The sequence below is a fragment of the Methylobacillus draconifructus genome (genome assembly GCF_045984355.1).
Lineage (GTDB): Bacteria > Pseudomonadota > Gammaproteobacteria > Burkholderiales > Methylophilaceae > Methylobacillus > Methylobacillus flagellatus_A.
The window spans coordinates 38,287-64,513 of record NZ_JBJQII010000004.1; the positions used below are offsets into that span (position 1 = coordinate 38,287).

Annotated in this window: 24 protein-coding genes and 1 riboswitch; of the genes, 12 read left to right on the forward strand and 12 right to left on the reverse strand. The window is 54.7% G+C overall.

Annotated features, from left to right (window positions below; translation table 11 throughout):
* Positions 1–19: 19 nt before the first annotated feature.
* The gene (cobD, locus tag ACJSDX_RS09030) at positions 20–1,000 is read right to left on the reverse strand and encodes a threonine-phosphate decarboxylase CobD (RefSeq protein ID WP_407994425.1); all 981 of its coding nucleotides are present in this window, start codon (positions 998–1,000) and stop codon (positions 20–22) included.
* The gene (gene cbiB / locus ACJSDX_RS09035) at positions 993–1,964 is read right to left on the reverse strand and encodes an adenosylcobinamide-phosphate synthase CbiB (RefSeq protein ID WP_407994426.1); all 972 of its coding nucleotides are present in this window, start codon (positions 1,962–1,964) and stop codon (positions 993–995) included. The genes cobD and cbiB overlap by 8 nt, the downstream gene beginning before the upstream one ends.
* 14 nt (positions 1,965–1,978) lie before the next feature.
* Here cbiB and ACJSDX_RS09040 point away from each other — a divergent pair, with 14 nt between their 5' ends.
* From ACJSDX_RS09040 to ACJSDX_RS09070, 7 genes are all read left to right on the forward strand, one after another.
* Positions 1,979–3,433 carry a cobyric acid synthase gene (locus tag ACJSDX_RS09040; protein WP_407994746.1) on the forward strand — a complete coding sequence of 485 codons (1,455 nt, stop codon included), beginning with the start codon at positions 1,979–1,981 and terminating at the stop codon, positions 3,431–3,433.
* Positions 3,434–3,517: 84 nt separating this feature from the next.
* The gene (locus tag ACJSDX_RS09045; protein WP_309566995.1) at positions 3,518–4,039 is read left to right on the forward strand and encodes a sigma-70 family RNA polymerase sigma factor; all 522 of its coding nucleotides are present in this window, start codon (positions 3,518–3,520) and stop codon (positions 4,037–4,039) included.
* Positions 4,040–4,044: 5 nt separating this feature from the next.
* The gene (locus tag ACJSDX_RS09050; RefSeq protein ID WP_407994427.1) at positions 4,045–5,007 is read left to right on the forward strand and encodes a FecR domain-containing protein; all 963 of its coding nucleotides are present in this window, start codon (positions 4,045–4,047) and stop codon (positions 5,005–5,007) included.
* 111 nt (positions 5,008–5,118) lie between these two features.
* Entirely contained in the window at positions 5,119–7,614 is a 2,496-nt protein-coding gene (locus ACJSDX_RS09055) for a TonB-dependent siderophore receptor (RefSeq protein WP_407994428.1), read from the forward strand.
* 168 nt (positions 7,615–7,782) lie between these two features.
* Entirely contained in the window at positions 7,783–8,040 is a 258-nt protein-coding gene (locus ACJSDX_RS09060) for a ParD-like family protein (protein ID WP_309566998.1), read from the forward strand.
* Positions 8,040–8,828, forward strand: a complete 789-nt coding sequence (map, locus tag ACJSDX_RS09065; RefSeq protein ID WP_407994747.1) for a type I methionyl aminopeptidase — start codon at positions 8,040–8,042, stop codon at positions 8,826–8,828. The genes ACJSDX_RS09060 and map overlap by 1 nt, the downstream gene beginning before the upstream one ends.
* Entirely contained in the window at positions 8,825–9,286 is a 462-nt protein-coding gene (locus tag ACJSDX_RS09070) for a DUF2753 family protein (protein ID WP_407994429.1), read from the forward strand. The genes map and ACJSDX_RS09070 overlap by 4 nt, the downstream gene beginning before the upstream one ends.
* Before the next feature lie 25 nt (positions 9,287–9,311).
* On the opposite strand, the gene ACJSDX_RS09075 is transcribed toward ACJSDX_RS09070, so the two are convergent.
* A complete protein-coding gene (locus ACJSDX_RS09075; protein ID WP_407994430.1) occupies positions 9,312–9,731 on the reverse strand; it encodes a pyridoxamine 5'-phosphate oxidase family protein in 420 nt (139 codons plus the stop codon).
* A gap of 164 nt (positions 9,732–9,895) precedes the next feature.
* On the opposite strand from ACJSDX_RS09075, the gene ACJSDX_RS09080 reads away from it, so the two are divergent.
* The gene (locus tag ACJSDX_RS09080; RefSeq protein ID WP_407994431.1) at positions 9,896–10,504 is read left to right on the forward strand and encodes a hypothetical protein; all 609 of its coding nucleotides are present in this window, start codon (positions 9,896–9,898) and stop codon (positions 10,502–10,504) included.
* Here the strand turns inward: ACJSDX_RS09080 and ACJSDX_RS09085 are convergent.
* The 9 genes from ACJSDX_RS09085 to ACJSDX_RS09125 form a co-directional block, all read right to left on the reverse strand.
* Complete coding sequence (locus ACJSDX_RS09085; protein WP_407994432.1) at positions 10,491–11,921, reverse strand: PepSY domain-containing protein; 1,431 nt, start codon at positions 11,919–11,921, stop codon at positions 10,491–10,493. The two genes, ACJSDX_RS09080 and ACJSDX_RS09085, sit on opposite strands and share 14 nt — an antisense overlap.
* A 22-nt stretch (positions 11,922–11,943) precedes the next feature.
* The gene (locus ACJSDX_RS09090; protein ID WP_407994433.1) at positions 11,944–14,034 is read right to left on the reverse strand and encodes a TonB-dependent receptor; all 2,091 of its coding nucleotides are present in this window, start codon (positions 14,032–14,034) and stop codon (positions 11,944–11,946) included.
* A gap of 209 nt (positions 14,035–14,243) precedes the next feature.
* A riboswitch (cobalamin riboswitch) is annotated at positions 14,244–14,455 on the reverse strand.
* Between the two features lie 29 nt (positions 14,456–14,484).
* Complete coding sequence (locus tag ACJSDX_RS09095; RefSeq protein WP_407994434.1) at positions 14,485–15,075, reverse strand: hypothetical protein; 591 nt, start codon at positions 15,073–15,075, stop codon at positions 14,485–14,487.
* Positions 15,075–15,548 (reverse strand): DUF6644 family protein, encoded by a 474-nt coding sequence (locus ACJSDX_RS09100; protein WP_407994435.1) that lies wholly within the window; start codon positions 15,546–15,548, stop codon positions 15,075–15,077. Before ACJSDX_RS09100 ends, ACJSDX_RS09095 begins: the two co-directional genes overlap by 1 nt.
* Before the next feature lie 22 nt (positions 15,549–15,570).
* Positions 15,571–16,068, reverse strand: coding sequence for a DUF6644 family protein (locus ACJSDX_RS09105; RefSeq protein WP_407994436.1), 498 nt, complete (start codon positions 16,066–16,068; stop codon positions 15,571–15,573).
* Positions 16,069–16,157: 89 nt separating this feature from the next.
* Entirely contained in the window at positions 16,158–17,135 is a 978-nt protein-coding gene (locus ACJSDX_RS09110) for a hypothetical protein (protein WP_407994437.1), read from the reverse strand.
* Positions 17,136–17,167: 32 nt separating this feature from the next.
* The gene (locus ACJSDX_RS09115) at positions 17,168–17,956 is read right to left on the reverse strand and encodes a hypothetical protein (RefSeq protein WP_407994438.1); all 789 of its coding nucleotides are present in this window, start codon (positions 17,954–17,956) and stop codon (positions 17,168–17,170) included.
* Positions 17,957–17,998: 42 nt separating this feature from the next.
* On the reverse strand, positions 17,999–18,430 hold the full coding sequence (locus tag ACJSDX_RS09120) for a DUF6152 family protein (protein WP_407994439.1): 432 nt from the start codon (positions 18,428–18,430) through the stop codon (positions 17,999–18,001).
* Between the two features lie 324 nt (positions 18,431–18,754).
* On the reverse strand, positions 18,755–21,391 hold the full coding sequence (locus tag ACJSDX_RS09125; protein ID WP_407994440.1) for a TonB-dependent receptor: 2,637 nt from the start codon (positions 21,389–21,391) through the stop codon (positions 18,755–18,757).
* A gap of 428 nt (positions 21,392–21,819) precedes the next feature.
* Here ACJSDX_RS09125 and ACJSDX_RS09130 point away from each other — a divergent pair, with 428 nt between their 5' ends.
* The 4 genes from ACJSDX_RS09130 (at position 21,820) to ACJSDX_RS09145 (ending at position 26,201) form a co-directional block, all read left to right on the forward strand.
* Positions 21,820–22,254: a rhodanese-like domain-containing protein gene (locus tag ACJSDX_RS09130; protein ID WP_407994441.1), complete on the forward strand. Its 435-nt coding sequence runs from the start codon at positions 21,820–21,822 to the stop codon at positions 22,252–22,254.
* Positions 22,255–22,602: 348 nt separating this feature from the next.
* Complete coding sequence (locus tag ACJSDX_RS09135; RefSeq protein ID WP_407994442.1) at positions 22,603–23,493, forward strand: dienelactone hydrolase family protein; 891 nt, start codon at positions 22,603–22,605, stop codon at positions 23,491–23,493.
* A gap of 15 nt (positions 23,494–23,508) precedes the next feature.
* Positions 23,509–24,021, forward strand: a complete 513-nt coding sequence (locus tag ACJSDX_RS09140; RefSeq protein ID WP_407994443.1) for a GlcG/HbpS family heme-binding protein — start codon at positions 23,509–23,511, stop codon at positions 24,019–24,021.
* Positions 24,022–24,047: 26 nt separating this feature from the next.
* Positions 24,048–26,201, forward strand: coding sequence for a protein-disulfide reductase DsbD family protein (locus ACJSDX_RS09145; RefSeq protein ID WP_407994444.1), 2,154 nt, complete (start codon positions 24,048–24,050; stop codon positions 26,199–26,201).
* Positions 26,202–26,227: the final 26 nt, after the last annotated feature.

Genomic DNA, 26,227 nt, shown 5'->3' on the forward strand with positions numbered 1-26,227 from the left:
ATGTCGATGCTGCGATGGTTTAAATGTGCAAGTTGGCTAGCGCCGCTGCCAGTTTCTGCCAACCGTCCGCAGGGGGCAAGCCAATCCGCAATCCTTGCCGTGCCGGGAAATGCCGCGTCCAGACGCCTTGATGCGCCAATTGCACATGCAGGTGCTCCGCATGCTCCAGCCTCAACCATTGGAACAACGCGCAGCCATTGAGCGGCGACAGGCCGGACTGCTGCAGCATATCCGCCAATTGTTGGCTTTCAGCCAGCAGCCTTGCGCGGTTATGTTCTTGCCACACATGGTTGGCCAGCGCGGTCTGGGCCACGACCCTGGCCGGACCAGTAACGGCCCAAGGTCCCAATAAATCGGCAACACGGTTCAATAGTGATGCTTCTGCCAGCAGAAAGCCCACGCGCGCGCCGGCCAGGCCAAAGAATTTCCCCAGAGAGCGCAGGATGATGAGCCCGGGCTGATGGCTGTATGCCGCCAGGCTATATTCCGGGGTGCTGTCCATGAAGGCTTCGTCCAAGATCAGCCAGCCCCCGTGCTGCGAGAGGGCTTGATGCCACTCCAGGAGCGCGCCGGGCGCAATCAGGCGGGCAGTGGGATTGTTGGGGTTGCACGCTAGCAGCACATCGGTTTCAGCAAGGATGCTCGCGTCAGGCAAGTTGTCGATTTCATTGACTTGGTGCCCTTGCTGCCGCCATGCGTGGGCGTGCTCCGCATACATGGGGCCAAGCACCGTGACGCGGCATGGTCCGCGCAATCGCGGAAGCGCCTGGATCGCGGCCTGCGAGCCGGAGGTGGTCAGCAGGTACTGGGCGCCATAATAGTTTGCCGCGATGCGCTCGAGTTGCTGGTCGGTTTCCGGCAGGCGCTGCCACGCCGATGGGGGAATGTCCGGCACTAGGTAGCCGTGCGGGTTGATGCCGGTGGAAAGGTCCAGCCAATCCTCGCGTGCAATGCCGTATTGCCGGCTGGCTGCATGCAGGTTGCCGCCGTGCTCAAGCATGGTATCCCCCGATCAATGCATACATGACGAAAATGACCAGGCACCAGAGCGCGATGCTGCGATCCACCAGCCGCACCGCGGCATGGATACTGGCAGCCGAGGCGGCTGGCCCGGTTCCAAGCGTGGGGCGTACCTTGTCCTGCCCGTGGTAGCGCGCCTTGCCGCCCAGCGTCACGTGCAGCGCGCCTGCCCCTGCCGCCATCACCGGGCCTGCATTCGGGCTGTACCATCGCCCGCCCTGTTGCCGCCAACACGAGAATCCGCTCCTGGCATGCCCGCAAAGCGCGTAGCTCAAGGCGGTCAGCCTGGCGGGAATGAGGTTGAGCAGGTCGTCCAGCCGGGCGGCGGCCCAGCCGAAATACAGGAAGCGCGGCGTGCGGTAGCCCCACATGGCATCCAGCGTGTTGGCGAGGCGGAACAGCAGTGCGCCGCTGCCGCCGAGCAACACGAACCAGAAAATCGCGCCGAAAATCGCATCATTGCCGTTCTCCAGCACCGATTCCACGCTGGCAGTGGCAATTTCACGTTCATCAAGCGTTGCCGTGTCGCGGCTCACGATCATGCCCACGGCATGGCGCGCGGCGGCCAAATCCTGTTGTGCGAGTGCGTGGTAGATCCGTAGGGCATGCTCCTTGAGGCTGCGCGCGCCAATGGAGAGATACAGCAGCGCGATGTCGAGCAGCCAGCCAAAAGCGGGTAGCCATCGCTGGGCAAGGTGCGTGAGCCAGACGGCCAAGACAAACGCCGGCAGCAATAATGCTAGCCAGGCCAGCAGGCCCAGCAGGCGCGCGATGAAAGGCGCATGTTGGCGGTTGAGGCGCTTTTCCAGCGCGGATGCCAGGTTGCCGAACCCCACCAGCGGATGCCAGCGCCCTGGCTCGCCCAGCAGCCGATCCAATAGCAATGCAGCGAGCAGCAGGGCTGGGGTTGCAAGAAAAGTAATGGGATAATGGGCCAATGACATATGCCAACACATTGATGGTTCAGGGCACCACCTCGGATGCGGGCAAGAGCACGCTGGTGGCTGCGTTATGCCGAGTATTGTACCGCAGGGGCGTGCGCGTCGCGCCATTCAAACCGCAGAACATGGCGCTCAATTCCGCCGTGACCAGCGACGGCGGCGAGATCGGCCGCGCGCAGGCCGTGCAGGCGCAGGCTTGCGGCCTGTTGCCGCATACCGACATGAACCCAGTATTGCTCAAACCGAATACCGACACCGGCTGCCAAGTGATCATCCACGGCAAGGTGCTGACCAACCTCGAAGCAACGGCCTACCACGCCTACAAGCCTAAGGCGCGCGAAGCCGTGCTGGCTTCATGGCAGCGCCTGCGCGAGCAATATGAATGCATCATTGTCGAGGGCGCGGGCAGCCCGGCGGAAATCAACCTGCGGCAGAACGACATTGCCAACATGGGCTTCGCCGAGGCGGCGGATTGCCCGGTAATATTGATCGCCGATATCGACCGCGGCGGCGTGTTCGCCCATATCGTCGGCACCCTGGCGCTACTCTCCGAGTCGGAGAGAAAGCGCGTTATCGGCTTCGTCATCAACCGTTTTCGCGGCGATATCGCGTTGCTGCAGCCCGGGCTAGACTGGCTGCGGCAGGAAACCGGCATTCCCGTGCTCGGCGTGTTGCCCTATCTGCGCAACTTGCATCTCGAAGCCGAGGATTCCGTGGCGAGAGATACGCCGGACAAGCCGCAGACCTGGCTGCGCGTGATCGCCCCGGTCCTGCCGCATGTCAGCAACCATACCGATATGGATGCCCTGCGCATGCACCCGCATGTCGATTTCCAGTTCATCGAGCTCAACGAGCCGGTGCCGCCAGCCGACCTCATCATCCTGCCGGGCAGCAAGAACGTGCGCGGCGACCTGGCAGTGCTGGAGTCCCACGGCTGGCGCGAGAAAATCTCCCGCCACCTGCGCTACGGCGGCAAGCTGCTGGGCATTTGCGGCGGCTTTCAGATGCTCGGCCGCAAAATCCACGACCCTCATGGCATCGAAGGCGATGCGGGATCCAGCGACGGCTTCGGCTGGCTGGAGATGGAAACCACGCTCACCAAGGAAAAACACCTCAAGGAAGTCAAGGGCAAGCTTACCTTTGCCGACGCTACCGTGATTGGCTATGAGATTCACATGGGCGTCAGCAACGGCCCAGCCTTGAAGCGGCCTTTGCTCTATATCGGTACGCAGGCAGAAGGCGCACTGTCCGAAGACAGCCAGATAGCGGGCACTTACCTGCACGGCCTGTTCGACCATGCCGAAGCGACCCGGGCCTTATTGGATTGGGCAGGCTACAACCAGCTTAAACAGACGCAGGAAGAAATCGCCCATTACGATTACATCGCCGTGCGCGAGGCCAGCCTGGAGCGGCTGGCCGATGAAGTGGAGCAGCATCTGGATTGGAGCAAGCTGCAGCCATACCTGCCTTAAAGCGAAACGGACAACTATTTCGCCTCATGCATTTGGCCTGAATTTGCATTAAAATGAGAACAATTCTTATTTTTGGCTAGGCAAATGTCTATCGACCAGGAGCGGCGATCGCTGCAACTTCTTTATACCCACCATCATGGCTGGTTGCAGGACTGGTTGCGGCGCAAATTGGGCGATGCGACGGATGCGGCAGACGTGGCGCAGGATACCTTCATGCGCATCCTGACGGCGCCGGAGCATATTGCCGAGAAAAAGTCAGGCTGGCAATTGCAGGAGCCGCGCGCCTACCTTACCGTGGTGGCAAAGCGCTTGGTGGCCAACCTCTACCGCAGGCGTGCCCTGGAGCAGGCCTATCTCGATTCCCTGGCGCTCATGCCTGACTTGTCCGCGCCTTCTCCCGAGCACCGGCTGGTGATCCTCGAAACCCTGCAGCAGATCGACAGCATGCTCGATGGCTTGCCTGCCAAGGTGCGGACGGCATTCCTGCTGGCGCAGCTCGAAGGCATGACTTACGCCCAGATCGCTCAGCAGCTGGCAACCAGCGAACGCACCATCAAGCGCTACATGGTGCAGGCGATGGCGCGTTGCATATTGCTCTCCGCATGACGGCAATGAATGAAACGATTGCCCTGCAAGCGGCGGAATGGTTTTTCCGGCTGCAGGAGCCTGAAGCCACTGAAGCAGACCGTCAGGCATGCGCTGTATGGCGCGAGGCGGACCCCATGCACGAGGCCGCCTGGCAGCGGGCGCAGCAGGTGAGCGCCACGTTGGGAGCATTGCCAGGCAAGCTAGCGCATGCCACCTTGCAGCGCAGCCACCTGGAAAGCCGCCGCCGCGCGGTCAAGACCTTGGCGTTGCTGGTTGTGGCAGGGACGGCCGGCTGGCAGGGCTGGCGCAGCGAGCCTGTGTGTCTGCGGTTGGCGCAATACAGCACGCGCACCGGGGAGCGCAGGCAAATCCAGCTTGCCGATGGCACTGCAGTTCACCTCAATACTTCCACCGGCATCAATACCATAATGGATGCCAACCGGCGCCTGATAGCGCTGGAAACGGGCGAAGTGCTGATCCAGACCGGCAAGGGCCAAACGCCCGCGGGGCATGCGGCATACCATCCGCTGGTGGTCGCCACCCGGCATGGGCAATTGCAGCCGCTGGGCACGCGCTTCATCGTGCGGCAGTCTGCGGAAGAGATCCAGCTTGCCGTGCTGGAAGGCGCGGTGGAAATCACCACGCGCGAGGGCGAGCGGCGCGTGATACAGGCAGGCTGGCAAACGCGCTTCAATGACGAGGCCATCATGCCGCCTTCGGCAGTGGCGCCCAATGCTGATAGCTGGACGCAAGGCATCCTCCATGCGCGCGAAATGCGCCTCGCCGATTTCGCCGCCGAACTAGCACGCTACCGGCCGGGCGTGGTGCGCTGTGCGCCGGAAGTGGCGGAGCTAAAGATTTCTGGTGCGTTCCAGCTTGCCGACACTGACCAGGTATTCGCCAGCCTGCCCATGGTATTGCCTGTGAGAGTCAGCTACCTCACGCGGTATTGGGTCACTTTCAATGCGCCCAGTGCCGGAGCTTGATATCCCACGGCAATATAGCCAGAAAATTTTCCAATTGTTGTCCCCTTTGCCGATCTGGCGTGTGAAGTGAATTGAAAGCAATTCTTATTCATATTCACTAAAGGGGAATTCATGCAACCGCAACATCAACGCCATCTTCTGCGCCAGGCGGTACAAGGTGCGCTTCTTATTTTTGCCATGACCAGCACTGCCTTGTGTTCTGCTGTTACTGCATTTGCAGAGGAGCATAGTCAAGCTGGCAAGTATCATGTCAAGGCTGGCCCATTGGAGCAGGCGCTCAGTGAGTTTGCAGGCGCTGCAGGCGTTAGTGTTACGTTGCCGCCAGCGCTGGTGGATGGTAAAACGAGTCCAGGATTGAGCGGTTCTTATAGCGTGCAGCAGGGGTTTAATGCACTTCTGGCCGGCACTGGCTTGCAAGCTGTCAACACAACAACGGGTGTTTATCTGTTGCAAAAAACCCAGACAGTTTCCGGCGAAAAGACAAGCGATGCAGCAACACTGCCAGAAGTGCAGGTCTCTGCTGCCAGTGATAAAAACACCATGAGCGAAGGAACGGGTTCCTATACCGTGCAATCATCAGCGGCCGCGACACGATTCAATCGCTCCCTGCGTGAAACGCCGCAATCAGTCAGTGTCATTACGCGTCAGCAAATGGATGATCAAGGGCTAACCAATATTGCGGATGTATTACAGCAGACGCCAGGCATTACCGTGAATCGTGAGAATACGGAAGGGTATAGTTTTTACGCACGAGGCTTTCAGGTAGAGAATTTCCAGTTTGATGGAGTGCCCAGCTTATCCAGTGATGGAGGTAATGTGCGTGATAACTACAGTATCACCAATGCTGCAATCTATGACCGCGTCGAAGTGCTCAAAGGGGCAACTGGATTATTGAATGGTGCGGGTTATCCCTCAGGTGTAATTAATTTTGTTCGTAAGCGTCCAACGGCCGAGTTCCAGGGACATCTCATGCTGGGGGCCGGCTCGTGGGATAACTATCGTGCTGAACTGGATTTGTCAGGGGCATTAATTGAGGATGGCCGTATCAGGGGAAGGGTAGTCTCTGTGGTGCAGGATCAAGGCAGTTTCATGGATTATGCGCGTAGCGAACAGAATATTTTCTATGGCATCCTGGAGGCTGACCTGACTGAGAAGACCAAACTCTCGCTGGGACTAGACTACCAACAGAACAATAACGATGCGACTACCAACTCGCATTTGCCGACCTTCTTCACTGATGGGTCGATTGCCAAATTTAAGCGCGATACCAATCCAGCAGATAAGTGGGCGTATCGCGATCAAAAAACCCAGCGGATATTTGCCGACCTAGAGCACCGTTTCGACAACGATTGGGTAGTCAAAGCAACCGTGAGTCATCGAGACTATACTTCCAGAGAGCTGATTTCAGGGATGGCAAATCCTTCTTCGACTGGCTTGATTAACGTAGTGGATCATAGCGCTCCGCACGGTTTCTACGTTGGAGGAGCAGCTAGGTTTAACACTAATACCAAAGAAAACGGCATAGACCTGATGGCTAGGGGTGAATATTCTCTGTTCGGTCGCAACAATGAATTGGTATTCGGCTACAACTTTGCCAAGACCGAAGCCAAGTCACGCCGCTATGATGGTGATACGGACAGCACGATCAACGATGTCTTCAATTGGAATAATAATGCTACTGAACCAAGTCGTTTTGAGTGGTGGATTACCCATGATGTTGATGTGAAGCAGAATGTATTTTATGCAGCTACTGCATTAAAGTCTACTGACTACCTTTCCGTGATTTTCGGTGCGCGCGTCACCAATTATGAATGGTCTTTGCTGAGCAACAACGCTCTGCCTAGAACAGCACTATATGATACCAAGGTCAGTGGCGAGGTCACACCCTATGCCGGTGTGACCTTGGATGTTGATTCACATCATTCTGTGTACTTCAGCTACACTGACATCTTTAAACCGCAGGCGTACAATTTCAACGCCGCAGGCCAGCAGCTTGACCCATTGACCGGTAAAAGCTATGAAATAGGAGGCAAGGGAGAATATTTCGATGGTAGGCTGAATGCCAGCATGGCCTACTTCCAGATCAAACAGGATAATTTTGCCATTCTGGATCCTAGTGGTGCGGCAACGCCTACTGGCGGCTCAGCGATGATTGCAGCCAAAGGCGTTGAAACCCGGGGCATAGAGCTGGAAATGTCCGGTGAAGTGCTACCGCGATGGCAAGTGCTGGCAGGTTATACCTATCGCCATTCCGTGGATGCCAATGACGAACGTGTGAGCACCAATCAGCCGCTCAGTTTATTTAGATTTGCTACTAGCTATCGCTTTCCCGGTGTGCTTAACAAACTATCAGTGGGGGGCAACTTAAATTGGCAGAATGGTACTTATTTCAACTTTGCTGCGAACAATGCTACTTGGAAGTTTGAGCAAGATACCTATGCAGTGGTGGGTATCAATGCTGCATATGACATCAATCCCAAGTTGAAAATGCTGCTGCAAGTGAACAACCTGTTCGACAAGCATTACTTCAGCGGTATTGGCAATTACAACACTGTGTTCTATGGGACGCCACGCAATGCAATGTTGACGCTGCGCTATCAGTTCTAAGCATTATTAGCACTGCAAATTCAAGCACGCCCTTGGGCGTGCTTTTTTATTGATGCTGTTTTTGCATGCATGCCATTTCTTATTTTTGACGATGAGGAAAAATCTGTCATCCGCAAGTCTTTTTGCTATTATACGTTTCGTATACATAATATTTACCAGGAGCAAGCCATGGGCATCGTCAAGATTTCCGACTCAATGCATGAGAACATCCGTTCCGCGAGCAATGCGTTCAGCCGTTCGATCAATTCCCAGGCGGAGCATTGGTTGCGCGTAGGCATGCTGGCCGAGATGCATCCGCAGTTGAGTTATACGGACATCTGCCGCTTGTTGTTGCAGATCGAGCAGAGTGGGGGCGAGGTGGGCAATGCCCTGAAACCGGCCGGGGGCGATGTGGCTTCCGTGATCAGTCTTAAGCGGACTGTGTGATGGGGGTTGTGCTGCATGGGGCGGATGATGTTGCAAAGGCGCGCATAGCCGGGCAAATGGCTGCCCAGGTGCTTGCCATGGTCAAGGAGCATGTGGCGCCGGGCGTGACGACGGAAGATCTTGACCGCATTTGCCACGAATATATCGTGCATGAGCTGAAGGCGATTCCCGCCAACCTTGGCTACAGCGGTTTTCCCAAGACCATCTGCACATCCGTCAACCATGTGGTCTGCCATGGCATTCCTTCCGGGAAACAAGTGTTGCGGGATGGCGATATCCTCAATATCGATGTCGCGGTCATCAAGGATGGCTGGTATGGCGATACCAGCCGCATGTATCTGATCGGCAATGCTGCGCCGGAGGCGGGGCGGCTGGTGCAGGCTGCCTATGACGCGATGCGGGCCGGCATTTTGCAGGTGAAGCCGGGCAATACCCTGGGCGACGTGGGATATGCAATCCAGCAGGCGGCACATGCGCAGGGGTTCAGCGTGGTGCGTGAATATTGCGGCCACGGTGTCGGCCAGGTCTATCATGACGAGCCGCAGGTGCTGAATTACGGTCAGCCGGGCAAGGGGCTCAGGCTCAAGCCTGGCATGATTTTCACGGTAGAGCCCATGGTCAATGCCGGCAAGGCCGCTACCAGGACATTGCAGGACGAGTGGACGGTTGTGACGCAGGACAAGGGTTGGTCGGCCCAGTGGGAACATATGGTGGCAGTGACCGAGGAAGGATTTGAGCTGCTGACCGATTGGCCGGATGGGTTGGGACCCTATCAGGAAATTGCATGATGCGATCTCCAGCTTGCATGTCTTTTTATGGCGCTTTGCGTGCCTGGGAAAAACTGATGGGCATGGCTGCTGCCGTGCTCGATCAGGATGGCGTGCAAGCTGGCATCCGTTACCAGCACGCCTTGGTGCTGGCCGAGGAAATGCTGGAGGCATGCAGTGTCGCAGGCGATGACGAGGTCGCCCAATACGGCGATGCGGTGGTTGCGGCTTATGTCGTCGCTCAACATAATCTCGCCGATATTTACCGTAGGAAAAATGCGCAGGCTTTGGCGGGAGGGCATTACCAGGAAGCTTTTCAGCGCTTGGATGCCTTATGTAAAGACGTGGCCGCGCCTGAAGGTTTGCGCCTTTTCGCGGCCAGGCACATGACGCGCGCATTGGGCGAGTGGGCCGCTCACCAGCAGCAGTGTGGAAACTATCCAGCCAGTACAGGTCAGCGTATTGAGCGGCCCAATTGACTGGCTGGATTTTTGTTGGCCGGGCTTATTTGGCGCTGGCTGGCTCGTCGATTTTCTTGCCTGCGTCCGGACCGGACCTCAATGTATAGATATCGTCGATATGGATAAGGACCGCGAATTTCGGCGTTTTCATGCCGTTCTTTTCCGCGAATGCCAGCGCATTGTCATAAGGCGCAGTGCCTGCGCTGAATAGCTCGGGCGTGCCGACGATGCGGTAGCCATCCAGGGCGGGGCGGTCAATCACGGCAATCGCCATTTTCGAGCCGTCGCGTATGTTCTGCAAGGTCTGGCCGCCGGTGTTCTCATTGTAGATCAAGGTCTGGTCGTCATAGACCCGCAGCGAACGCTTGGGGCCTATGTCCGGCAGTCCATCCTTGCTTACCGTGGCTTGAACCGGCAGTTCCTTGGCCAGCATGGCCTTGATTGAATCGTTGAGTATTTTCATTTGTATTCCCTAGTATTGCGCATTGCTTGGTTAAAAAACCGGATAACTAGCGCATCATATCAAAAATATACGTTTCGTTTATATATTGTATATTATCTTGGCGGGACACAGTGCTTGCCGGCATGGTTTAATCTCACCTTGCTTCAATGACCGGAACAGCCCTCATGACCGTTGCACAAACATCGCCAGAAACCAGGAAAACAAATGACCCAGGCAAGAAGGCCGGCATCATCGCCTTGTTGTTGTCTGTCTTCTGCGTGCCGTTGCTTGGTGTCGTGGTGGGGATATTCGCCCTGCTCAAATCGCGCGCAGCGGGTCAAGGCAATTTGTTTGCCATCCTCGCCATTGGCATCAACCTGGCCTATACGGTGCTGCTGGTACTATTCCTGGTCAGCGCCAACTATGTATCCAAGGGAAAAGCGGAGCAGCAGCAACAGGAAGAGGCGCTTGAAGCGTTGGCTTTGCAGCGGCATGGCCCCGTGGATACCGACCGTATCGCCCAGGAGCTGCATGGCAAGCTGGAAGCGTTCCGCGAAACGCATGGCGCCTACCCTTCCTACGGCCAGTTGCTTTCCGAGCGCGGCGCTTTGGCTTTGACTGATGAGCAGCGCGAAGTGCTGGTGAATACGGCGACACCTCGCAGCACGCGCGTGGGCTTCCAGGCCTGCGTGGCGTCCAACGGCGTGGGCAGCGGCGCCATCCTCAGGCCGGGCTCAGGCAACCCGCCGTTGGTAGCTGGCAACTGCACCAACATGGCGGCTAGGCGCGAGTAAGACGGCGCCAGCCCATGACCATGCCTGCGGCGGTTAGGATGACGCCGCCGATCGAGAACAGGATCACGACGATCCAGCGCGGGATCTCGGCATTGTCGAGCGGTGCGAAATCGAGGCGGTGCAGCGCCGCAAACAGCCAGCGATAAGTGCGGCTGTTATTGTCCTGCGATGCCACGATGCGCGTGGTGGCCGGGTCGATGTAATAGCTGGTGGCGGAAATGTCATCCAGGTCGATGCGGATGACCGGAGAGGCAGCCTCCAACCGTTTGCCGTAGTAATACCTGTCGCCATGCTCCAGCCAGGTGGCAGCCTTGATCCCTGCATGCGGCAGCATGCCTGCCGCCTGCGTCGTGAACGCTGCCGCCGCGAACGGGGCGAGCGGCGCCCCGCTGGCGGCGTCCAGCATCCAGGTGCGATGCTGTGCAAGGCCGAGCAGGATAGGCCTGCCAGCAAAATATACCCATTCAATCTCGCCAATTTTCTCTGTAGCGCCTATCTGCGCTGGCAATGCCGGCGGCGGCCCGTCAGGCGAGTTGCCTGCCCAATGCTGCGATTCTTCCGCGCTCAGCTTCCTGGCTGCGAACATGTCGAACGGCTTCATCGACAGCCAGCCGCTGAACAGCCATGTCAGGCACAGCAGGCCTGCGAGCAGGCCGGAAACATGGTGCCACTTTGCCCAGCCGCGATATGGCGTCATGCGGCCTCCCTTGTAGCGGCGACGCAGGCGCAGGCGGTCTATCCCCAGCCAGATGCCCATCAGGCTCATCGCCGTGGCGGGGAACGACAGCCACATGACGACCTGACGCCAAGCCTGGGTATAATCGAAGCGGAGCGGAGTGAAATATATCCAGTGGATGACGGAGCCCAGCCAGTTCCAGGCGCGCTCGCTACGCGAGGTATCCAGCACGACTTCGGCCGTGTGGCTGGACAAATACAGCACATTCCCGTTGCTGAAAGTCACGCGATGCAAAGGCCGGTGGGCATGGAGAGAGGACGAGATCGACCATTGGTCGCGCTCGATCAATTCTGTATTGATGATGGATGCGCCAGGCAGGAATGCCTGGGCAGATATGCGGACGTCATTGGGCGTGACGCTCAGCTTCTCGCCGCTGTCTGCCCAGACGGAGTGCCAAGTGTCCTGGTATAAGGCATGGTAAAGCGGCCGCCCATTATGCATGGCAAGCCGGAGCTTGTCCGGCTCCCCGCCTAGCATGACCCCCACCTGGGCCGGCGCTATGCGCACCAAGCCAGGTGCAACCGCCTCCAGGCGAGGAATCCGTTCTTCCTGCATGAGCTTGGGGTAGGCCACGAACAGCATGACCACCCCGGAAATGAACCAAAGCAGCACCAGCACCCCAAGCGCTATCCCCAGCCAGCGATGCCAGAGGTGGAGGTTGCGCATGGTGAAGAGTTTCATGGTGCCGTACGTACTCAGGAGCCTAGTAACGGAATTCCGCAGTCAGTTCGAGTTGACGCGGTGCGCCGATGATTTGCTGGGTGCTGCCGTAGGCCAATGCTGCATAGAATTTGTCAGTCAGGTTGCGGATATTGGCGCGTAGCGTCATTTGCTTGTTGACATGCCAGGCCGCGCTTGCGTCATACACGGTATAGCTCGCAAGGGTAATCTCATTGGCATTGTTTGCATAGCGTTTGCCTACATAACGCGCACCTATGCCAGCTTCCCATTCAGATGCCTGATAATAGAGCCAAGCATTTACCACTTTTTCTGGGACATTGGTTGGGGTATTGCCTGCGCGTGAAATGCCGGTGCTACCTTCTCTCAACTCATCATATCTCGCATTCAATAATGCAGCATTGAAATCCAGACGCCAGTGTTCAACAGGGTACAACGTGGTGGAGAATTCAATTCCTCGCGAGGATTGTTGACCGCCTTGCACGGAAATGGAAGGGGTAACGGGGTCTTGGGTAATGATATTGTCCTTGGCGATATGGTAGGCAGCCAAAGACCACTCTCCCTTGAGGTTCTGCAATGCTTGTTTGATACCAATTTCGGCCTGACGTGAACGTGTCAGGTCGAATTCGCCATTGGCAAGGTTGAGTCCCAATAGGTTTGTGATCGGATCGGTTCCTCGACTGGTTTGGGCGTAGAGCGAAGTATCTGCAGTCAAGTCGAATACTGCTCCGACTCTCCAGGTTTCAGGAGTGAATTGTTTGTCACTATCTGCTGCGCCACGATAGTCGCGCCGTTCAGTATCAATGTAATCGCGGCGTATTCCGGCAACCAATTTGAGGCGGTCGGTTGCATTCCACGCATTTTCAAGGAAGAAAGCCTGTTGCTTGAGATCTGCATCGTAATTGCGCAAAACTGAAGTCGTGCTGAGGAAAGTGCCGGTATATCCAGCTACAGGAATGACGTCAGTTGCGCTATTGCCGGAGTTGCTTGCATGCCGGAAATCGGTTTTTGAGATTTCCCATCCTGCAGAAAAACGGTTCAAATTACCCCATAATGTGTCTTCGTGAATGATTTCCAGGCGATTGCCAATTTGCTTCTGGGAATGTGTGATGGCGAGAAAAGTACCCCTGCTTACTGTCTGGGCTATGGGGTTCAGGGTATAACTTTCCGCATTCTGCCATTCGCGGTCAGATTTGAACCAATAAGTTTCATTACGTAGTTTCAGACGCTCTGAAATTTCCCACTCAATCTTGGCACGTGCGCGCGTATCCTCAAAATCCATTTTGTTATCGGCGACGTTGTAGTTCTTGCTACGAAGAGAATGCGTGATTTTTCCATAGCGCAGAGGAGACCCATAGTTTGCGGTAGGGGAATCTTCTGCATGATCCAGAGTAAAGCCAATTCTGAGGTTGTCCGTAGGTGTGAACAGCAATGAAGTCATGAGTTTTTTGCTGTCGTAATCACCACGGCTGATATAGCCGTCGCCACCTAATACGGACGCATCAATACGGAATGCGCCGATTTCGCCAATGGCACCAGTGCCGCCCAATGCTGCACGATAAGCGCCATAGGAACCAGCACCAACGAGCGCTTCAATGGATGTTTCACGGCTTGCCTGTTTACGGACGCTATTGACAATGCCACCTGCCGCACCATCGCCAAACAATACGGAGGCCGGGCCGCGCAAGACTTCGATGCGTTCATAGCCCCATGTGTCGGATGGATAGGTCAGTGTACCTGCGCCGGTCATCAGTCGCACACCATCTTCTGCTTGTGCTACTGAGTTGTTGCCAGTAAAGCCACGAGATGAAAATGCCTGGCCATTGCCTGGAGTGCTGATATCAGTAATTCCCGTTGTCCGCGTCACAGCTTCACGGATAGAAATGTCGCCGCGTTGGCGGATTGTTTGTGCATCTAGTGTTTCAACACTTGCGGGGGTTTCTTTTGCTGTCAGTCCCAGGCGGCTGCCTGTGGTGTTTTTCTTTTTCAGGTTAAGTCCAGGCTTGTCTTGTGTTGCCTTGACTTGTACTTCTTCCAAGGTAGCATCTTCCGCCAGCGCCCCGCTGGAGAATATGGCCATTAAGGCTGTTGCCAGGATGTAGTTGCTATTTTTCATTATTGCTCCCAAATTGATGGTTCAGCATGACAAACTGTCATGTGTAAATCAGCCATATGGTCGGAGCAGGGAGAGAAATGCATGCAAAGCGGCTGCAACGGCAATTCGACCTGAGGCGCCAATGGCAACCCAAGTCTGCAATGCATCAATAATGTCGAATGAAAATGGTGAACATTCGCCGATTCCAGGACACCCCGCCCTTGCTCGAACAACATAGCTGACTTGCGGCAGGTCTCCTGACTCTCGGGTCATCGTCTTGTTTGTAGCCTTCCCAGATTATTATCCAGTGGCAAGAGTGGCAAACAGACTCACCGATTACAGTTGCGGGGGCAGTTCCGGATTACGATCGTCGTGTCTTCACCGGATTCCCTATTATTCTCCCTGACGGTGGCAGGGAGAAACCGTAAGCCCAGAAATGTTAATTTCTATTCGTTGTTAAATCAATCAATATTAGCTCCCGGAAAGAGAAGGAAAAGTTGGCGTTTTTTCATCCGGATACCAGAATTTCGCATGGCAAGCCTCGCATGCCTGTTGGATATGCTCTCCGGCACGCATGAGGTCGTCCGGGTCTTTCTTGTCAATGGCAATAATGGCCTCATACACCGCAGTGTGAAGCAGGTGCGCACTTGCAATGAAGGCTGCCCGATCCTTAGCGATCGCCTGTTCGATGTGTTCCGCCCCTAGCTCTACGGGATGGGTGGATGTTTCCGCCCCTTCATGGGCTACTTTTCTGCCGGTGATTAAGAGCAGGTTGGCGGCTTCTGCCAGGGTAATGGCGTGCTGGCGCACTTCGGCCCATTCCTCGTCGGTCTTGGGGCTGTGTTCTTCCACGCCTTTATCGGTAATGATGATGGAAACGGAATTCCACACATGGTCGGCATTGGGGTCGATGATCGACAGCATGATTTCCTGCAAGGAGGCGCCAGGTTTGAATGCTGCTGCTTCCTCCTTCGCGTCAGGCTTGTTGCAGCCGGCCAGATTAAGCCCTAGTGCAATAAGCAATCCAATATGCAGCAGGAAATGGAAGGGCTTTTTCACCATTAGACAAAGCCTATGAAGCGGCCTGCAAATGCCACGCCAAACCATAAGACGAGAGTCAACACAGCAGTGAATCCACCCAGCCATGGATTCGGCTTCTCGAGCCGGGTGACGATGCGATAAAGCGTAAACTGGAAGAACAATGCAGCAAGGATCAGGTATAGCTTGATCCAGAATACGGGATTGTCATGATAGTGCAAGGCCGCGGGGATGAAGATCAGCAAGCCTGAAAAGAGCAACAGGCCCAAGCCCAGCCAGATCAGCCGGTTGCTTTCCCGAGCGAGTTTAGGCAATGGTTGTTGATAAAGGCTGAAGCGAAACAGCCGCAAGCTGACGAGCACAATCGGCGCCAGCAATAGGATAATGCCCGCAATATGAATGATCTGGGCCACGGCCCACAGCATGCGGTCCTGTTTTCCGATGAAAACACCGATGCTGCTGTTCTGGATGGCGTTGAATAGTTCGAGACTGGTCATGATGGCTGCCGTTGGAATCCGGTTAATAGCTAAGGTAAGGAATCAGGCGGCCGGTAATGACGACCAGGCTCCACAGGATGAGCGATGCCCAGGCGCCAAACTTGACCCCGGCCGGAATGGCGGATGCACCATGACCCCAGTCATGCGCATGACGGCCCCATTTGAACTCGAACCATGCGGCATTCAGCCCGGCCAAGGCGATGAATGACAATTTCCACAAGAAGACTGGCAGCACGATGAGCTTGGGCGCCGCGGCTGCAAACAGCAGGGCGCCGGTCGTCATGGTCGCGGCAAAGCCGCCGAGCAGCCAAGGCCGCAATTGCTGGAGTATTTGCGGGATCGGCACATTACGGAACAAAACGCCGACAAGGCGCAAATCGATGAAAAAAAGCAGCCCTACGGAAAGCGCAAGTCCAATCAGGTGTACGCCTTCGACAATAGGAAAGGCAAAAAGCGATTCACGCAGGGAAGTCCCGATTTCGGAATCGTAAAGCAGTTCTGCAAAGGTTAAGACTGACATTGTCGCCTTTTAAATATTACATCGTGTTTCCCAGGCGGGATGGCACGATCGTTGAACAAGCGCTTCATGGGTGTATGTAGCGCAATGGCCTATTGGTTGGCAGCGGCCCCCATGCCGAATGCGGCATTATTTTCCGCACAAATACGCTCATCGCTTTCCACGATGATTTCCCTGCCCTTATGCTTGGCATGGCGCGTCTCGAAATGCCAGCCGTTGGGTTCGTCCCTCTCGGTCCATTTGCGCGCCGGGATGGTGACGGTAAATGGGCGGGTATAGACAGTGGGATCAGTGAAAACGGCTTCATAGTTGTAGCGATTGCCGTCAGGACTGAAGATGAAGCGTTCCTGGATATGGCCGTTTTCACTGATGAATTCGCCGGTACGCCCGAACAAGGCCTTGCCGTTGTGGTTCTTGACGTCCACCACCAAGGTATTGCCTTCCCAGTGCCCGCGGGAATCCCCATTCCAGAGCTTGATGTTGTCAGGCAGGTGGGGCTTGTTGTCCAGGTGGATCAAGCGGGTGCCGGATCCGAAATAGAACAATACATAACCCGGGTATTGGCGGATTTCGTAGCCATGCCAATAAAAAGACTTCGGGATGCCGCCCGGCGCGCACCTGGCAAGGGGCTCCACCCATTGTTGCTCTACCGGGTCATGGAAATGCGCCTGGAATTCCTTTACCTTTTCCAGGGCCCAGGGCTGGAAAGGCACTTCCCCACTGGCGGGATCGCTCACGCGGCTAGGCGCGCGCTGGTCGCGAGGCGTTTTCGGCTGCCGGCCGGAGCCGGGAATACCGCCTTGCGGGTCGGTGAAGTTATTATGGTTGGCGATGGTATTCGACCAAAATCCCTGTACATTCGGCTGGCCGTCCGGGAGGACCGGACCGGTCCATTTGCCGGAGGCGATCTTGGGGAATGAGCTTTCCTGGTCTATGCCGCTATTGTTTTGGCGGGGAGCCGGCGCCGGTTCGCTTTTTTTGTCTTCCGCCATGCCTGTCAACGAAAGCAATGACAAGGCGCTGATGACAATATATGCAGCGGGTTTGAGGCTAGGTTTCCATGGATTCATGCTGAGTTACCTGTTCTGTTTGCTATCCCGGGTTACTTGCTATCGGGCCTGGGCGGATAGTATTGGTCGTAATCCAGGGTGAAGCGGTAATCCTCGATCAACTGGAAATTCTTTTCGCGGTGACGATGGAGGATGACGCTGATATTGAATGGCCGACTGAATACTTGAGGGTCTTCCAGCGTGGCCTTGTACTCAATGGTGTTCCGGTCGAGGAATGTCCAGCGTTCTACCACATGCAGGGCATCGCTGTGGAAATTGCCCGCATTGTCCAGCCAGGTCTTGTCATTGAAGTGCTTGACGTCCACCACAAGGGTGTCGCCTTCCCAATGGGCGCGCGAGTCCCCCAGCCAATAATCATTCGGGTCGTCAGGGTGTTCCGTGCCATTGGTGAAAATGGTGCGTACCGAATGCCCGAACTGAAACAGGACGGTCAAGTCTTCCGGCCTCTGCAGGATTTGAAACGGTTCCGGATAATAAATGCCCCGTGGCGTGCCTAGTGTCCAGCCCTTGGTAGCCGGGTTGGCAGTGGCGCGCGCTTCAAAATTTTTCTTCTTTTGCTCAAGCGCCTTGGGCAAGTAAGGGATGAAGTTTCCTTCTACTATCCCCGGGCCGGGAGGCGCGTCGATGCGCTTGGCATGAGGCTCGATGTCGTAATTGGCGGCGCTGGTCGTTTGCCAGATGCCGGAAAAATCCGGTTTGCCCTTTAACCTGGGAATATCATCCTTCGCCAGTGCATGGCTGGTGATGAAAATCAGCGAAACAAAAGCCAGCGATGCCAAGCGCTTGAAACCGGCTACGCCAGCGGCTGCAAAAATGCTCAAGAAATTTCTCCTAAATTCTGATCAATTGCTGAAGAAAAACTGCTATTGAGAAACTTCTTTTGCCGTTGGGGCATCCTGCGCGCCGCCAGTTTCAAACGAGCGGCCATCAGTTAAGGTTGTAATGACGGCATAGCCAAACGCTTTTCCGCTCTTGGCGCGATAACCCTTGATGGTGACCTCGGTGCCAATCGGGAGGGTGGATTTAGCCAATCCCTTTTGCTTGAGGCTGAACGGCGTGCCGAATTCAAATCCCCAGTTGGTGACGGTTCCCGAGCTATCCTGGACATCCAAGAATAGCCAGCTATGAGGGTTGACCAGCTCCAGCTTTGTGACTTTTCCTTTTACCTGCACCGGTTGATTGCTATCGAATTCGGCAGAAAACGCATGGTGGGCATTGGCTGGGGTAGAGGCTAGAACAGCATAGATCATGGTCACGCCGAGAGAACTGGCTAATTTCGAATTCAGTAACTTCACTGAACACTCCTTAAATAAAACTGGTTGCGCAAGATACTGCTTGATGCATGGGCGGAAAGCCCATGCAAAGTCTGAGATATCGTGTGCATTTATCATGCCAAAGCTGGCTTTCAGAGCCAGTCATATCAAGGTGAGTATTAAGTGGTTGATCTGGTTTGGTATGTTTGCAGGATGAGCCCTAAGAATCGAAGGTAATAACTACTCAATATGTTTGATATTCAACAGAGTTTGTGTGGAAATCTGTTTGGATTTGTACAGTTGTTCGGGAGTGGACAATGAATAAAAAATGCCGGCTTACGCCGGCATTGATACTGCAATAGAAGATTAAAACTTGTTGCGCAAGACGACACCTATGTATCGGCGCTGACCGAGACCGTCATAGCCAACAGGGGAGTTATTGTTATAGGTATTGACGCTGGTGGTATATACCTTGTCAAAAATATTTTTACCTACGACATTGAATTCCCAGTTATCTTTTTTGCCGCCAATGATACCGAAGCCGGCATCGGTGACAGAATAGCCAGATTGTTCGCCAAATTCTGAGAGCAGATTTTCTACGTTCTGTTTGGAGCGGATAACGGTGCTGAAGAATGCTTGTGCCTTCAAGTCACCCCAGATCGGTTGCACATAATGAGCACCAATAATGCCGGTGAGTTTGGGCGCACCAACAATTTGCTTTCCTGTATTATCGCAAGAACCTAGACGAATTTCTGCTGGGCAAGTGGCAGTATCCCAATCGGTGTATTTAGCACGATTGTATGCGGCTCCAAAAGTAAAGCTGAGGCGGTCGGAGTAGAGGTAGCCTCCTTCCAACTCAATGCCAGTTGCTGTAATTTCAGGAATATTACCTAATTGAGAACGAAAGCCTGAAGACTGGCTTAGATCGACGACGCTAGTGGTGGCTTGGTAGCCCTTGACTATAGTGTGATAAACGTTTGCATTAAGCTGCAACCTACGATCTAGAAATAAACCTTTAGCTCCCAATTCAAAATTGACCGATTTCTCTGGATCGATAGGAACAACTGCCCCAGTGTTTGAGTTAAATGAAATTGCCGGTGATTTTTCGCCACCTGCGGCAGAGGCATAGTACATCAGGTCATCATTTACTTTGTAACTAGGACTAACCAACCACGAGTAAGAGTTATCGCTCAACTCATCTGCTGTTTGTTTTGTATAAGAAGTCCCTACTTGGGCGCTACGAATTGCAATAGCATTTGAATCTGTTAACGCATCGCCACCTGTACTCCATTTTTCGGCGCTATTGTTTTTGTATTCATAAGTTTTTCTTAAGCCTGTGGTCAATGTTGTCTTGTCTGTCAAATGCCAATTAATTTGGCCAAATAAAGCATAGCTATCCGTTTCCGGAGTAAAGCGCGTATTAACGCGTACTTTATTAAGGGCTTGCTGTAATAAGGCAGGTGTGGCTGCTAGATTGTTATATTGAACATCGGTGGCATAAAATGCACCTGCATCTAAACCATAGGCGGAGCGATTGGTTTGGGATGTTTCACTATGTAAATAGAAGAAGCCGACTTGATAATCAAGTAACTTGCCAATGTCAGAAGTCAGACGGAACTCCTGAGAATACTGTTTATGATCAACCAGAGTACCACCTTGCGCAATATCAAAGCGTGTCTGCTCACTATCATTGACGGCATCAAAATTGTATCCACGATATGCTGTAATTGAAGTAAGAGTATAGGTGCCGATATCCCAATCTAATTTGGCAGAAATACCATAGTTCTTGGTAAGCAATGGCTCGGCTTGTCCAATATCAATTTTATCTTTGGAACCAATGATTGGTACATAGCCTCCGAAATAACTGCGTGCTAATCTTGAGCTATAAGTATGATTGTTGGGAGTATTTGTCCCTGGCCTATACCTTGCTCCTCCGATAGTGTAATTAATTGGATCGTCTTGGAACGGCTTCGTGTTGCTGTATTCGTTTGACTCGGAATAATCCAGGCTGATCTTTGCCCTAAAAGTTTCTGTTGGCGTAACAAGAAGCTGGACTTTTCCTCCATACCGGTTACGCTCGTGGAAGCGCTTGTCAGCGATGGAACCTTGTTGCGAGTCATTGATGTTTTCAATATCGCCTTGTTGACGATCAACAAAGAAGGAAGCGCGATAAGCGATCAAATCATCAACCAATGCATCGGAAATCGAACCACGTGCACGCAATGCCCCTGGAAAATCACTACCGTTCTGATTGGCTCCAACTTCGGTTTCAAGATAAGCCTGCCTAGTAAAGGTAGGTTCCTTGGTAACGTAGTTAATTGCCCCAAGGGTAGTGTTCTTGCCTTTCAAGGTCCCTTGGGGCCCGCGTAGCACTTCAACACGATCTAGATCGGTAAAGTCCTGGTAAGTCATACCGGGCAGGCTCAGGAAAACATCGTCGATAATGACGCCAACCGCTGCTTCTAGGGATTCATCGCCAGTCGATTTGCCTATACCGCGAATGGAAATGCCAGAGCGGCGTGCATTGGGCGTGGTAGCGGTAAGGCCGGGTGCTACGCGCGTCAAATCGTCAACCGTGAAAATACGCTCTCGATCAAGTTTGGGAGCACCGATAACAGAAATCGGGATAGGCACGTCCTGGGCAATTTCTTCACGGTTACGCGAGGTCACTACCACAACACCTAGTGCTGCGGCGTTATCCGTCGCGGATTGTTCCGGCTGTGCCACGGAGGCGGCCGGTGCGACGGCTACGGGTTGAGGCTGTGCGCCGGTTTCGGTCACCGGAATGTTATAGCGCTGCTTAAGCTCGTTCAACTCCTGGATCAGTTTTGCATTCTCTGCTTGGAGAGTCTCCACGGATTTCGGGTCGTTCTCTGCGGCCGTTGCATAGTGCGGTACGCCGAGCAGGAATCCTGCCGCTACGACAGCCGGTGCACCGATGTGTGACAGCAGTTTGGCTATAGGCTTTTTACGCAAATGCCCAAGCTTGGAATAGTTCGACATCTAACAATTTCCCCTTTTGGTTACTTTAAGGATTACAGGGTTAACTCTGAGGGCAACATGCATGCCAAAGATGGGCAGTCAGGTGATGAGATTTTTTAACGCATTGATTTTTATATGCTTGATCGGAAATCCTAATGGAGGGATGTTAGGGGCGTAAGAGAGGGGGCTGTTGATAAATGGCCGATTCTGATCATTTGGTTTGGTGATTAATCAACATTTATATCGAATTGTGTTGCCTGGAGAGCAGCTGGTGACTGGCGTGGGAGGTGCGGTTGATGGGGCGAAACTGCCTGAAGATCGCTTATGTGGATGATTATTAAAAAATTATTAAATATGACAATAGTGGAAGCTCGGTAAAGGGGAGGGTTGGCACATAAGCTGCTATTCAGTTGGACTTCCATACTACTATTATTGATTGAAGGAAATCTATGAGAGTTCTGCTGAGTGTTTTATGCATGGCTGTTACATTCAATATTGCTCTGGCTCAGACCGCTGATGAAGCGAAGCCGGCTGCCCCGGTTTATAAAACCAAGAAGCTGGGAAAAGCTGAGATCGATCAATTATTGGCGCAGCCGGAGAAATTGGTGGTGATTGATGTGCGCCGTCCTGACGAACTGACAAAGATCGGCGGTTTGCCTGTCTATTTAAGTATCCAATTGGCTGATCTGGAGAAATATCTGGCTTATATCCCCAAGGATCGTAAGGTCGTGACGGTTTCAAATCACGCCGGCAGGGCCTTGAAGACTGGAGATGTCTTGATCGACAAGGGCTTCAATGTGGCAGGAGCGATCGGCGTCCAGAACTATGAAGAAGAAGGTGGCAAGCTGACCCGCATTGAACCACCCGCAGCTGCACAAAAATAAATCGTCTTTAGATTGCCTGTGTCCCCGACGGTCGGGGCGCAGGCCGCGCCTCTGCTGTTTCTCAGCCAACACTATGCAATGCATTATCTGTTGATATATCAACAGATGCCTGGTTTTCTTGATGTCCGCCATGATGGTGGCATGCATTGATTATTAAAAATTCTAATTTATGATTCAGAAGCTTATTCCGAATCCCTCTCCCGATGGTTCCTTCAACCTGGTTACGCATGCAATGCTGGCACAATATCTGCTGTTACTTTCAAGTTGATGGAGAACCATTGTTCCATTGACATCTAAGAAGCAGAACATTGGATTCTAATTATTCCCGATGCGCACAGAGGAGCAAGCATGGCACGTAAAACAGCAAAAGATTTCCCGCCAGAGGCATTGAAGGCATTCGATCGTTATACCCATGGCGAAATCAGCCGGCGGGGTTTCCTGAATACTGTGGCCAAGTTGGGCGTGGCTGGCTTATCCGCCGAGGCGTTATTGTTTGCACTTTCTCCCCAGTTTGCAGCGGCTGAGCAGATACCTGCGGATGACAAACGCATCCAAACATCATGGGTGGAATTTCCTTCTCCCAATGGCAACGGCAAGGTAAAAGGATATTTGGTGAAGCCTGCCAAGGTAGAAGGCAAGTTGCCAGTTGTGCTGGTGGTGCATGAGAACCGGGGTCTCAATCCCCATATTCAGGATATCGCCCGCCGTGTCGCGCTGGATAACTTCATTGCCTTCGCGCCTGACGCATTGGCGCCGCTGGGCGGCTATCCCGGGGATGAGGACAAGGCCCGCGAATTGTTTGCCACGCTAGACCAAACCAAGACCCGCGAGGATTTCATTGCCGCTGCCACGGCACTAAAGAAACTGCCAGAAGGCAATGGCAAGCTGGGTGTGGTCGGTTTTTGCTACGGAGGCGGCATTGCCAATTTTCTGGCGACGCGGCTGCCGGACTTGGACGCTGCCGTGCCGTTCTACGGCGCTCACCCGCCCGCGGAAGATGTTGCCAAGATCAAGGCGCCGCTACTGGTCCAGTTGGCGGAGCAGGATGAGCGCATTACATCCGGCTGGCCCGCGTATGAAAGTGCGCTCAAGGCTGCCAATGTGAAATACCAGGCGTATATCTATCCTGGGGTTCAGCATGCTTTCAACAATGACACCACTCCGCGCTATGACGAGGCGGCAGCCAAGCTGGCCTGGCAACGCACCATTGCATTCTTCAATCAGCGCCTCCGTGCTTGAGGGGGCTGGTTGAAAGTGAAGCGTAGCAAGTTGTTTAACACCATCGCATGGGCAGGTTTCCTGTCCGCAGCAGTTGCGCTGAATGCAGCGGAAAATACTCCACAGCAGCCTGCCCCTGGCGGGTTGCCGGGTATTCCCCTGGAGCTGGCCCAGGAGGCGGCTCGGGCAAGCATAGAATCATGCGCCCGCAAAGATGGGCTCATCGGGGTCAGCATCATAGATAGCGCAGGCGTACTGAAAGTATTGCTGGCCGCGGACGGCGCAACGCCGCGAGGCGTGAGTTCCAGCACGGCAAAAGCGCAAACTGCGCTGGCTTTCGGTGTTGACACCAGCTATTTGCACGAGCACGTCGAGACGGATAAGGCGCTTGCGGCCAGGGTTGCCGGGAATCCCGCATACAACAGCCGTCCTGGCGGCGTATTGATCAAGGCAAACGGGCAGGTGCTGGGAGCGATCGGCATAGGCGGCGCCAAGATAGATGAAGAATGCGCGCTTGCAGGTTTGGAAAAGATACAGTCCAGGTTATGAACAACAGGTCGAGCAATCCGCAAACGATGAGCCCGGTGGTCCAATGGCTGCTGGTGGCGATGCTTTCGCTCGCGTTTTTTGGCGAAGCGCTGGCCGACGGGCCGGAGGCGGCTACCGAGCAAGTCAGGGCCAGGCTGGTGGCGTCGGTGGACGCGGTGCACGCGGGCGAGGAAATCACGGTAGGCGTTAACCAGCGCATCATCCCGCATTGGCATACCTATTGGATTAACCCGGGCGATTCCGGCATGTCGACCTCGATCGCCTGGACGTTGCCGGAAGGCGCGCAAGCCGGCGATATCATCTGGCCCATCCCCAGCCGCTTCCAGGTCGGCCCCATTACCAACTACGGCTATTCGGACGACGTCACCTTGTTGGCCAAGATACGCGTGCCGGAATCCGCCAGGCCGGGCGACAATTTCCCGGTGACGGCATTGGTCAACTGGCTGGTATGCGATGATGTCTGCATTCCACAGGAAGTGACATTGACGCTGCCGCTGAAGGTAGTTGCGGCAGGCGTGGATGGCGGCAAGGGCAGCGATTTGATTGCCAAGTCCTCGGAGAGGTTGCCGGTCGAGAGCCCTTGGGCATTCAATGCTTATCACCAGCAACAAGGTCCTTTGCTCAAGGTGAACGGCAAGGTGCTGGAGAACGGCAGCAAGGTAGAAGCGTGGTTCTTCCCTGAAGAGTGGGGAAGGGTATCCCATAAGGCTGCGCAACCCAGGCGCGTGGATCCGGAAGCCCTGTTGTTGCAGTTGACCGCGGGCGACAATCCCTTGGGCGAGGGAGAGCTATTGAAGGGTGTGCTGGTGCTCAGCAAGGAGACCAACAACGGCAGGCTGGCTCAAGGGTATCGAGTGGAAGTCAAGCTGGAGCCTGCAATCGCCGAAACCATCGTGGATGACGGATCGGCCGCTGATAATCCGCTGCTTGCCGTGACCGAGGATATCGGTTTTTATTCCGCCCTGGCGTTCGCATTGCTCGGCGGCATCATTCTCAATCTGATGCCTTGCGTATTCCCGGTCTTGTCGATCAAGGCGCTTTCCCTGCTGCACCATAGCAAACTATCCCAGGCCCAGGTGAAACTGCAGGGCTGGGCCTATACCGCCGGGGTGCTGTCCAGTTTTGCCGTCTTGGCGGTTGCGTTGATTGTGCTCAAGTCGGCAGGCGGCCAGATTGGGTGGGGATTCCAGTTCCAGTCGCCTATTTTCGTTATCTTGGTTGCCTACCTCATGTTCGCGGTGGGCTTGAGCCTGTCCGGATTGCTGACCATCGGCAGTTCGCTGAGCGGCATCGGTTCCTCCCTAGCCGACAAGCCCGGATACAGCGGCAGCTTCTTCACCGGCGTACTGGCGACCGTGGTGGCAACCCCTTGCACCGCGCCTTTCATGGGCGGAGCGCTGGGCTATGCGATCTCCCAGCCTGCCGGAGTGCTGCTTGCCATCTTCCTGAGCCTGGGCTTCGGCCTGGCGTTGCCATACCTGTTATTGAGCCATTGGCCGCGCCTGCAGCGTTTCCTGCCCAGGCCGGGCATCTGGATGGAGTGCTTCAAGCAGGCGCTGGCCTTCCCGATGTACGGCGCGGCGGTATGGCTGGTTTGGGTGCTGGCGCAACAGGCCGGGCCCAATGCAATTGCGCTCGCACTGTCCGGCATGCTGGCCATCGCCTTGCTGGCCTGGCTGTATGAGATCACGCGGCACGGCAGCGAGCGCGTACGCCATGTTGCCAATACCGTTGCGGTACTCGGGTTTGTGGCATTGATCTACGGCAGTTACAGCGGCATCCAGTTGTTCGCCTCGGTCAATGCCGCCGTCGCTGCCGATGCCGGAACCGTCGAGAAGAATTGGGAAGCCTACAGCCAGCAGAAGCTGCAAGACTTGCGGGCGGAAGGCAAGCCGGTCTTCGTCAACCTGACTGCCGCATGGTGCATTACGTGCCTGGTCAATGAGCAAGTCGCATTGAGCCAGCGCAGGGTGGTGGATGCGTTCAGCAATTCCGGTATTACCTACTTGAAGGGCGACTGGACCAACCAGGACCAGCAGATCACGCAGCTGCTCAAGCAGTTCGGACGCAGCGGTGTCCCTTTGTACATCCTTTATCCCCCCGGCAAGGAAGCCAAGCCGCAAGTGCTGCCGCAGATTCTGACGCCGGAAATCGTATTGAATGCAGTACAGAAGTTGTGATCATTCACTAGCCATTAACCTAACTA

Bases quoted from the DNA above. Each gene is read 5' to 3' on its own strand.
- ACJSDX_RS09100 (WP_407994435.1), bottom strand. From the start codon at position 15,548: ATGACCAGTCTCGAACTATTCAACGCCATCCAGAACAGCAGCATCGGT.
- map (WP_407994747.1), top strand. From the start codon at position 8,040: ATGGGGGTTGTGCTGCATGGGGCGGATGATGTTGCAAAGGCGCGCATA.
- cbiB (WP_407994426.1), bottom strand. From the start codon at position 1,964: ATGTCATTGGCCCATTATCCCATTACTTTTCTTGCAACCCCAGCCCTG.
- ACJSDX_RS09060 (WP_309566998.1), top strand. From the start codon at position 7,783: ATGGGCATCGTCAAGATTTCCGACTCAATGCATGAGAACATCCGTTCC.
- ACJSDX_RS09145 (WP_407994444.1), top strand. From the start codon at position 24,048: ATGAGCCCGGTGGTCCAATGGCTGCTGGTGGCGATGCTTTCGCTCGCG.
- ACJSDX_RS09040 (WP_407994746.1), top strand. From the start codon at position 1,979: ATGGTTCAGGGCACCACCTCGGATGCGGGCAAGAGCACGCTGGTGGCT.
- ACJSDX_RS09105 (WP_407994436.1), bottom strand. From the start codon at position 16,068: ATGTCAGTCTTAACCTTTGCAGAACTGCTTTACGATTCCGAAATCGGG.
- ACJSDX_RS09055 (WP_407994428.1), top strand. From the start codon at position 5,119: ATGCAACCGCAACATCAACGCCATCTTCTGCGCCAGGCGGTACAAGGT.
- ACJSDX_RS09130 (WP_407994441.1), top strand. From the start codon at position 21,820: ATGAGAGTTCTGCTGAGTGTTTTATGCATGGCTGTTACATTCAATATT.
- ACJSDX_RS09135 (WP_407994442.1), top strand. From the start codon at position 22,603: ATGGCACGTAAAACAGCAAAAGATTTCCCGCCAGAGGCATTGAAGGCA.
- ACJSDX_RS09045 (WP_309566995.1), top strand. From the start codon at position 3,518: ATGTCTATCGACCAGGAGCGGCGATCGCTGCAACTTCTTTATACCCAC.
- ACJSDX_RS09080 (WP_407994431.1), top strand. From the start codon at position 9,896: ATGACCGTTGCACAAACATCGCCAGAAACCAGGAAAACAAATGACCCA.
- ACJSDX_RS09090 (WP_407994433.1), bottom strand. From the start codon at position 14,034: ATGAAAAATAGCAACTACATCCTGGCAACAGCCTTAATGGCCATATTC.
- ACJSDX_RS09125 (WP_407994440.1), bottom strand. From the start codon at position 21,391: ATGTCGAACTATTCCAAGCTTGGGCATTTGCGTAAAAAGCCTATAGCC.
- ACJSDX_RS09075 (WP_407994430.1), bottom strand. From the start codon at position 9,731: ATGAAAATACTCAACGATTCAATCAAGGCCATGCTGGCCAAGGAACTG.
- ACJSDX_RS09070 (WP_407994429.1), top strand. From the start codon at position 8,825: ATGATGCGATCTCCAGCTTGCATGTCTTTTTATGGCGCTTTGCGTGCC.
- ACJSDX_RS09110 (WP_407994437.1), bottom strand. From the start codon at position 17,135: ATGAATCCATGGAAACCTAGCCTCAAACCCGCTGCATATATTGTCATC.
- cobD (WP_407994425.1), bottom strand. From the start codon at position 1,000: ATGCTTGAGCACGGCGGCAACCTGCATGCAGCCAGCCGGCAATACGGC.
- ACJSDX_RS09050 (WP_407994427.1), top strand. From the start codon at position 4,045: ATGAATGAAACGATTGCCCTGCAAGCGGCGGAATGGTTTTTCCGGCTG.
- ACJSDX_RS09095 (WP_407994434.1), bottom strand. From the start codon at position 15,075: ATGGTGAAAAAGCCCTTCCATTTCCTGCTGCATATTGGATTGCTTATT.
- ACJSDX_RS09085 (WP_407994432.1), bottom strand. From the start codon at position 11,921: ATGAAACTCTTCACCATGCGCAACCTCCACCTCTGGCATCGCTGGCTG.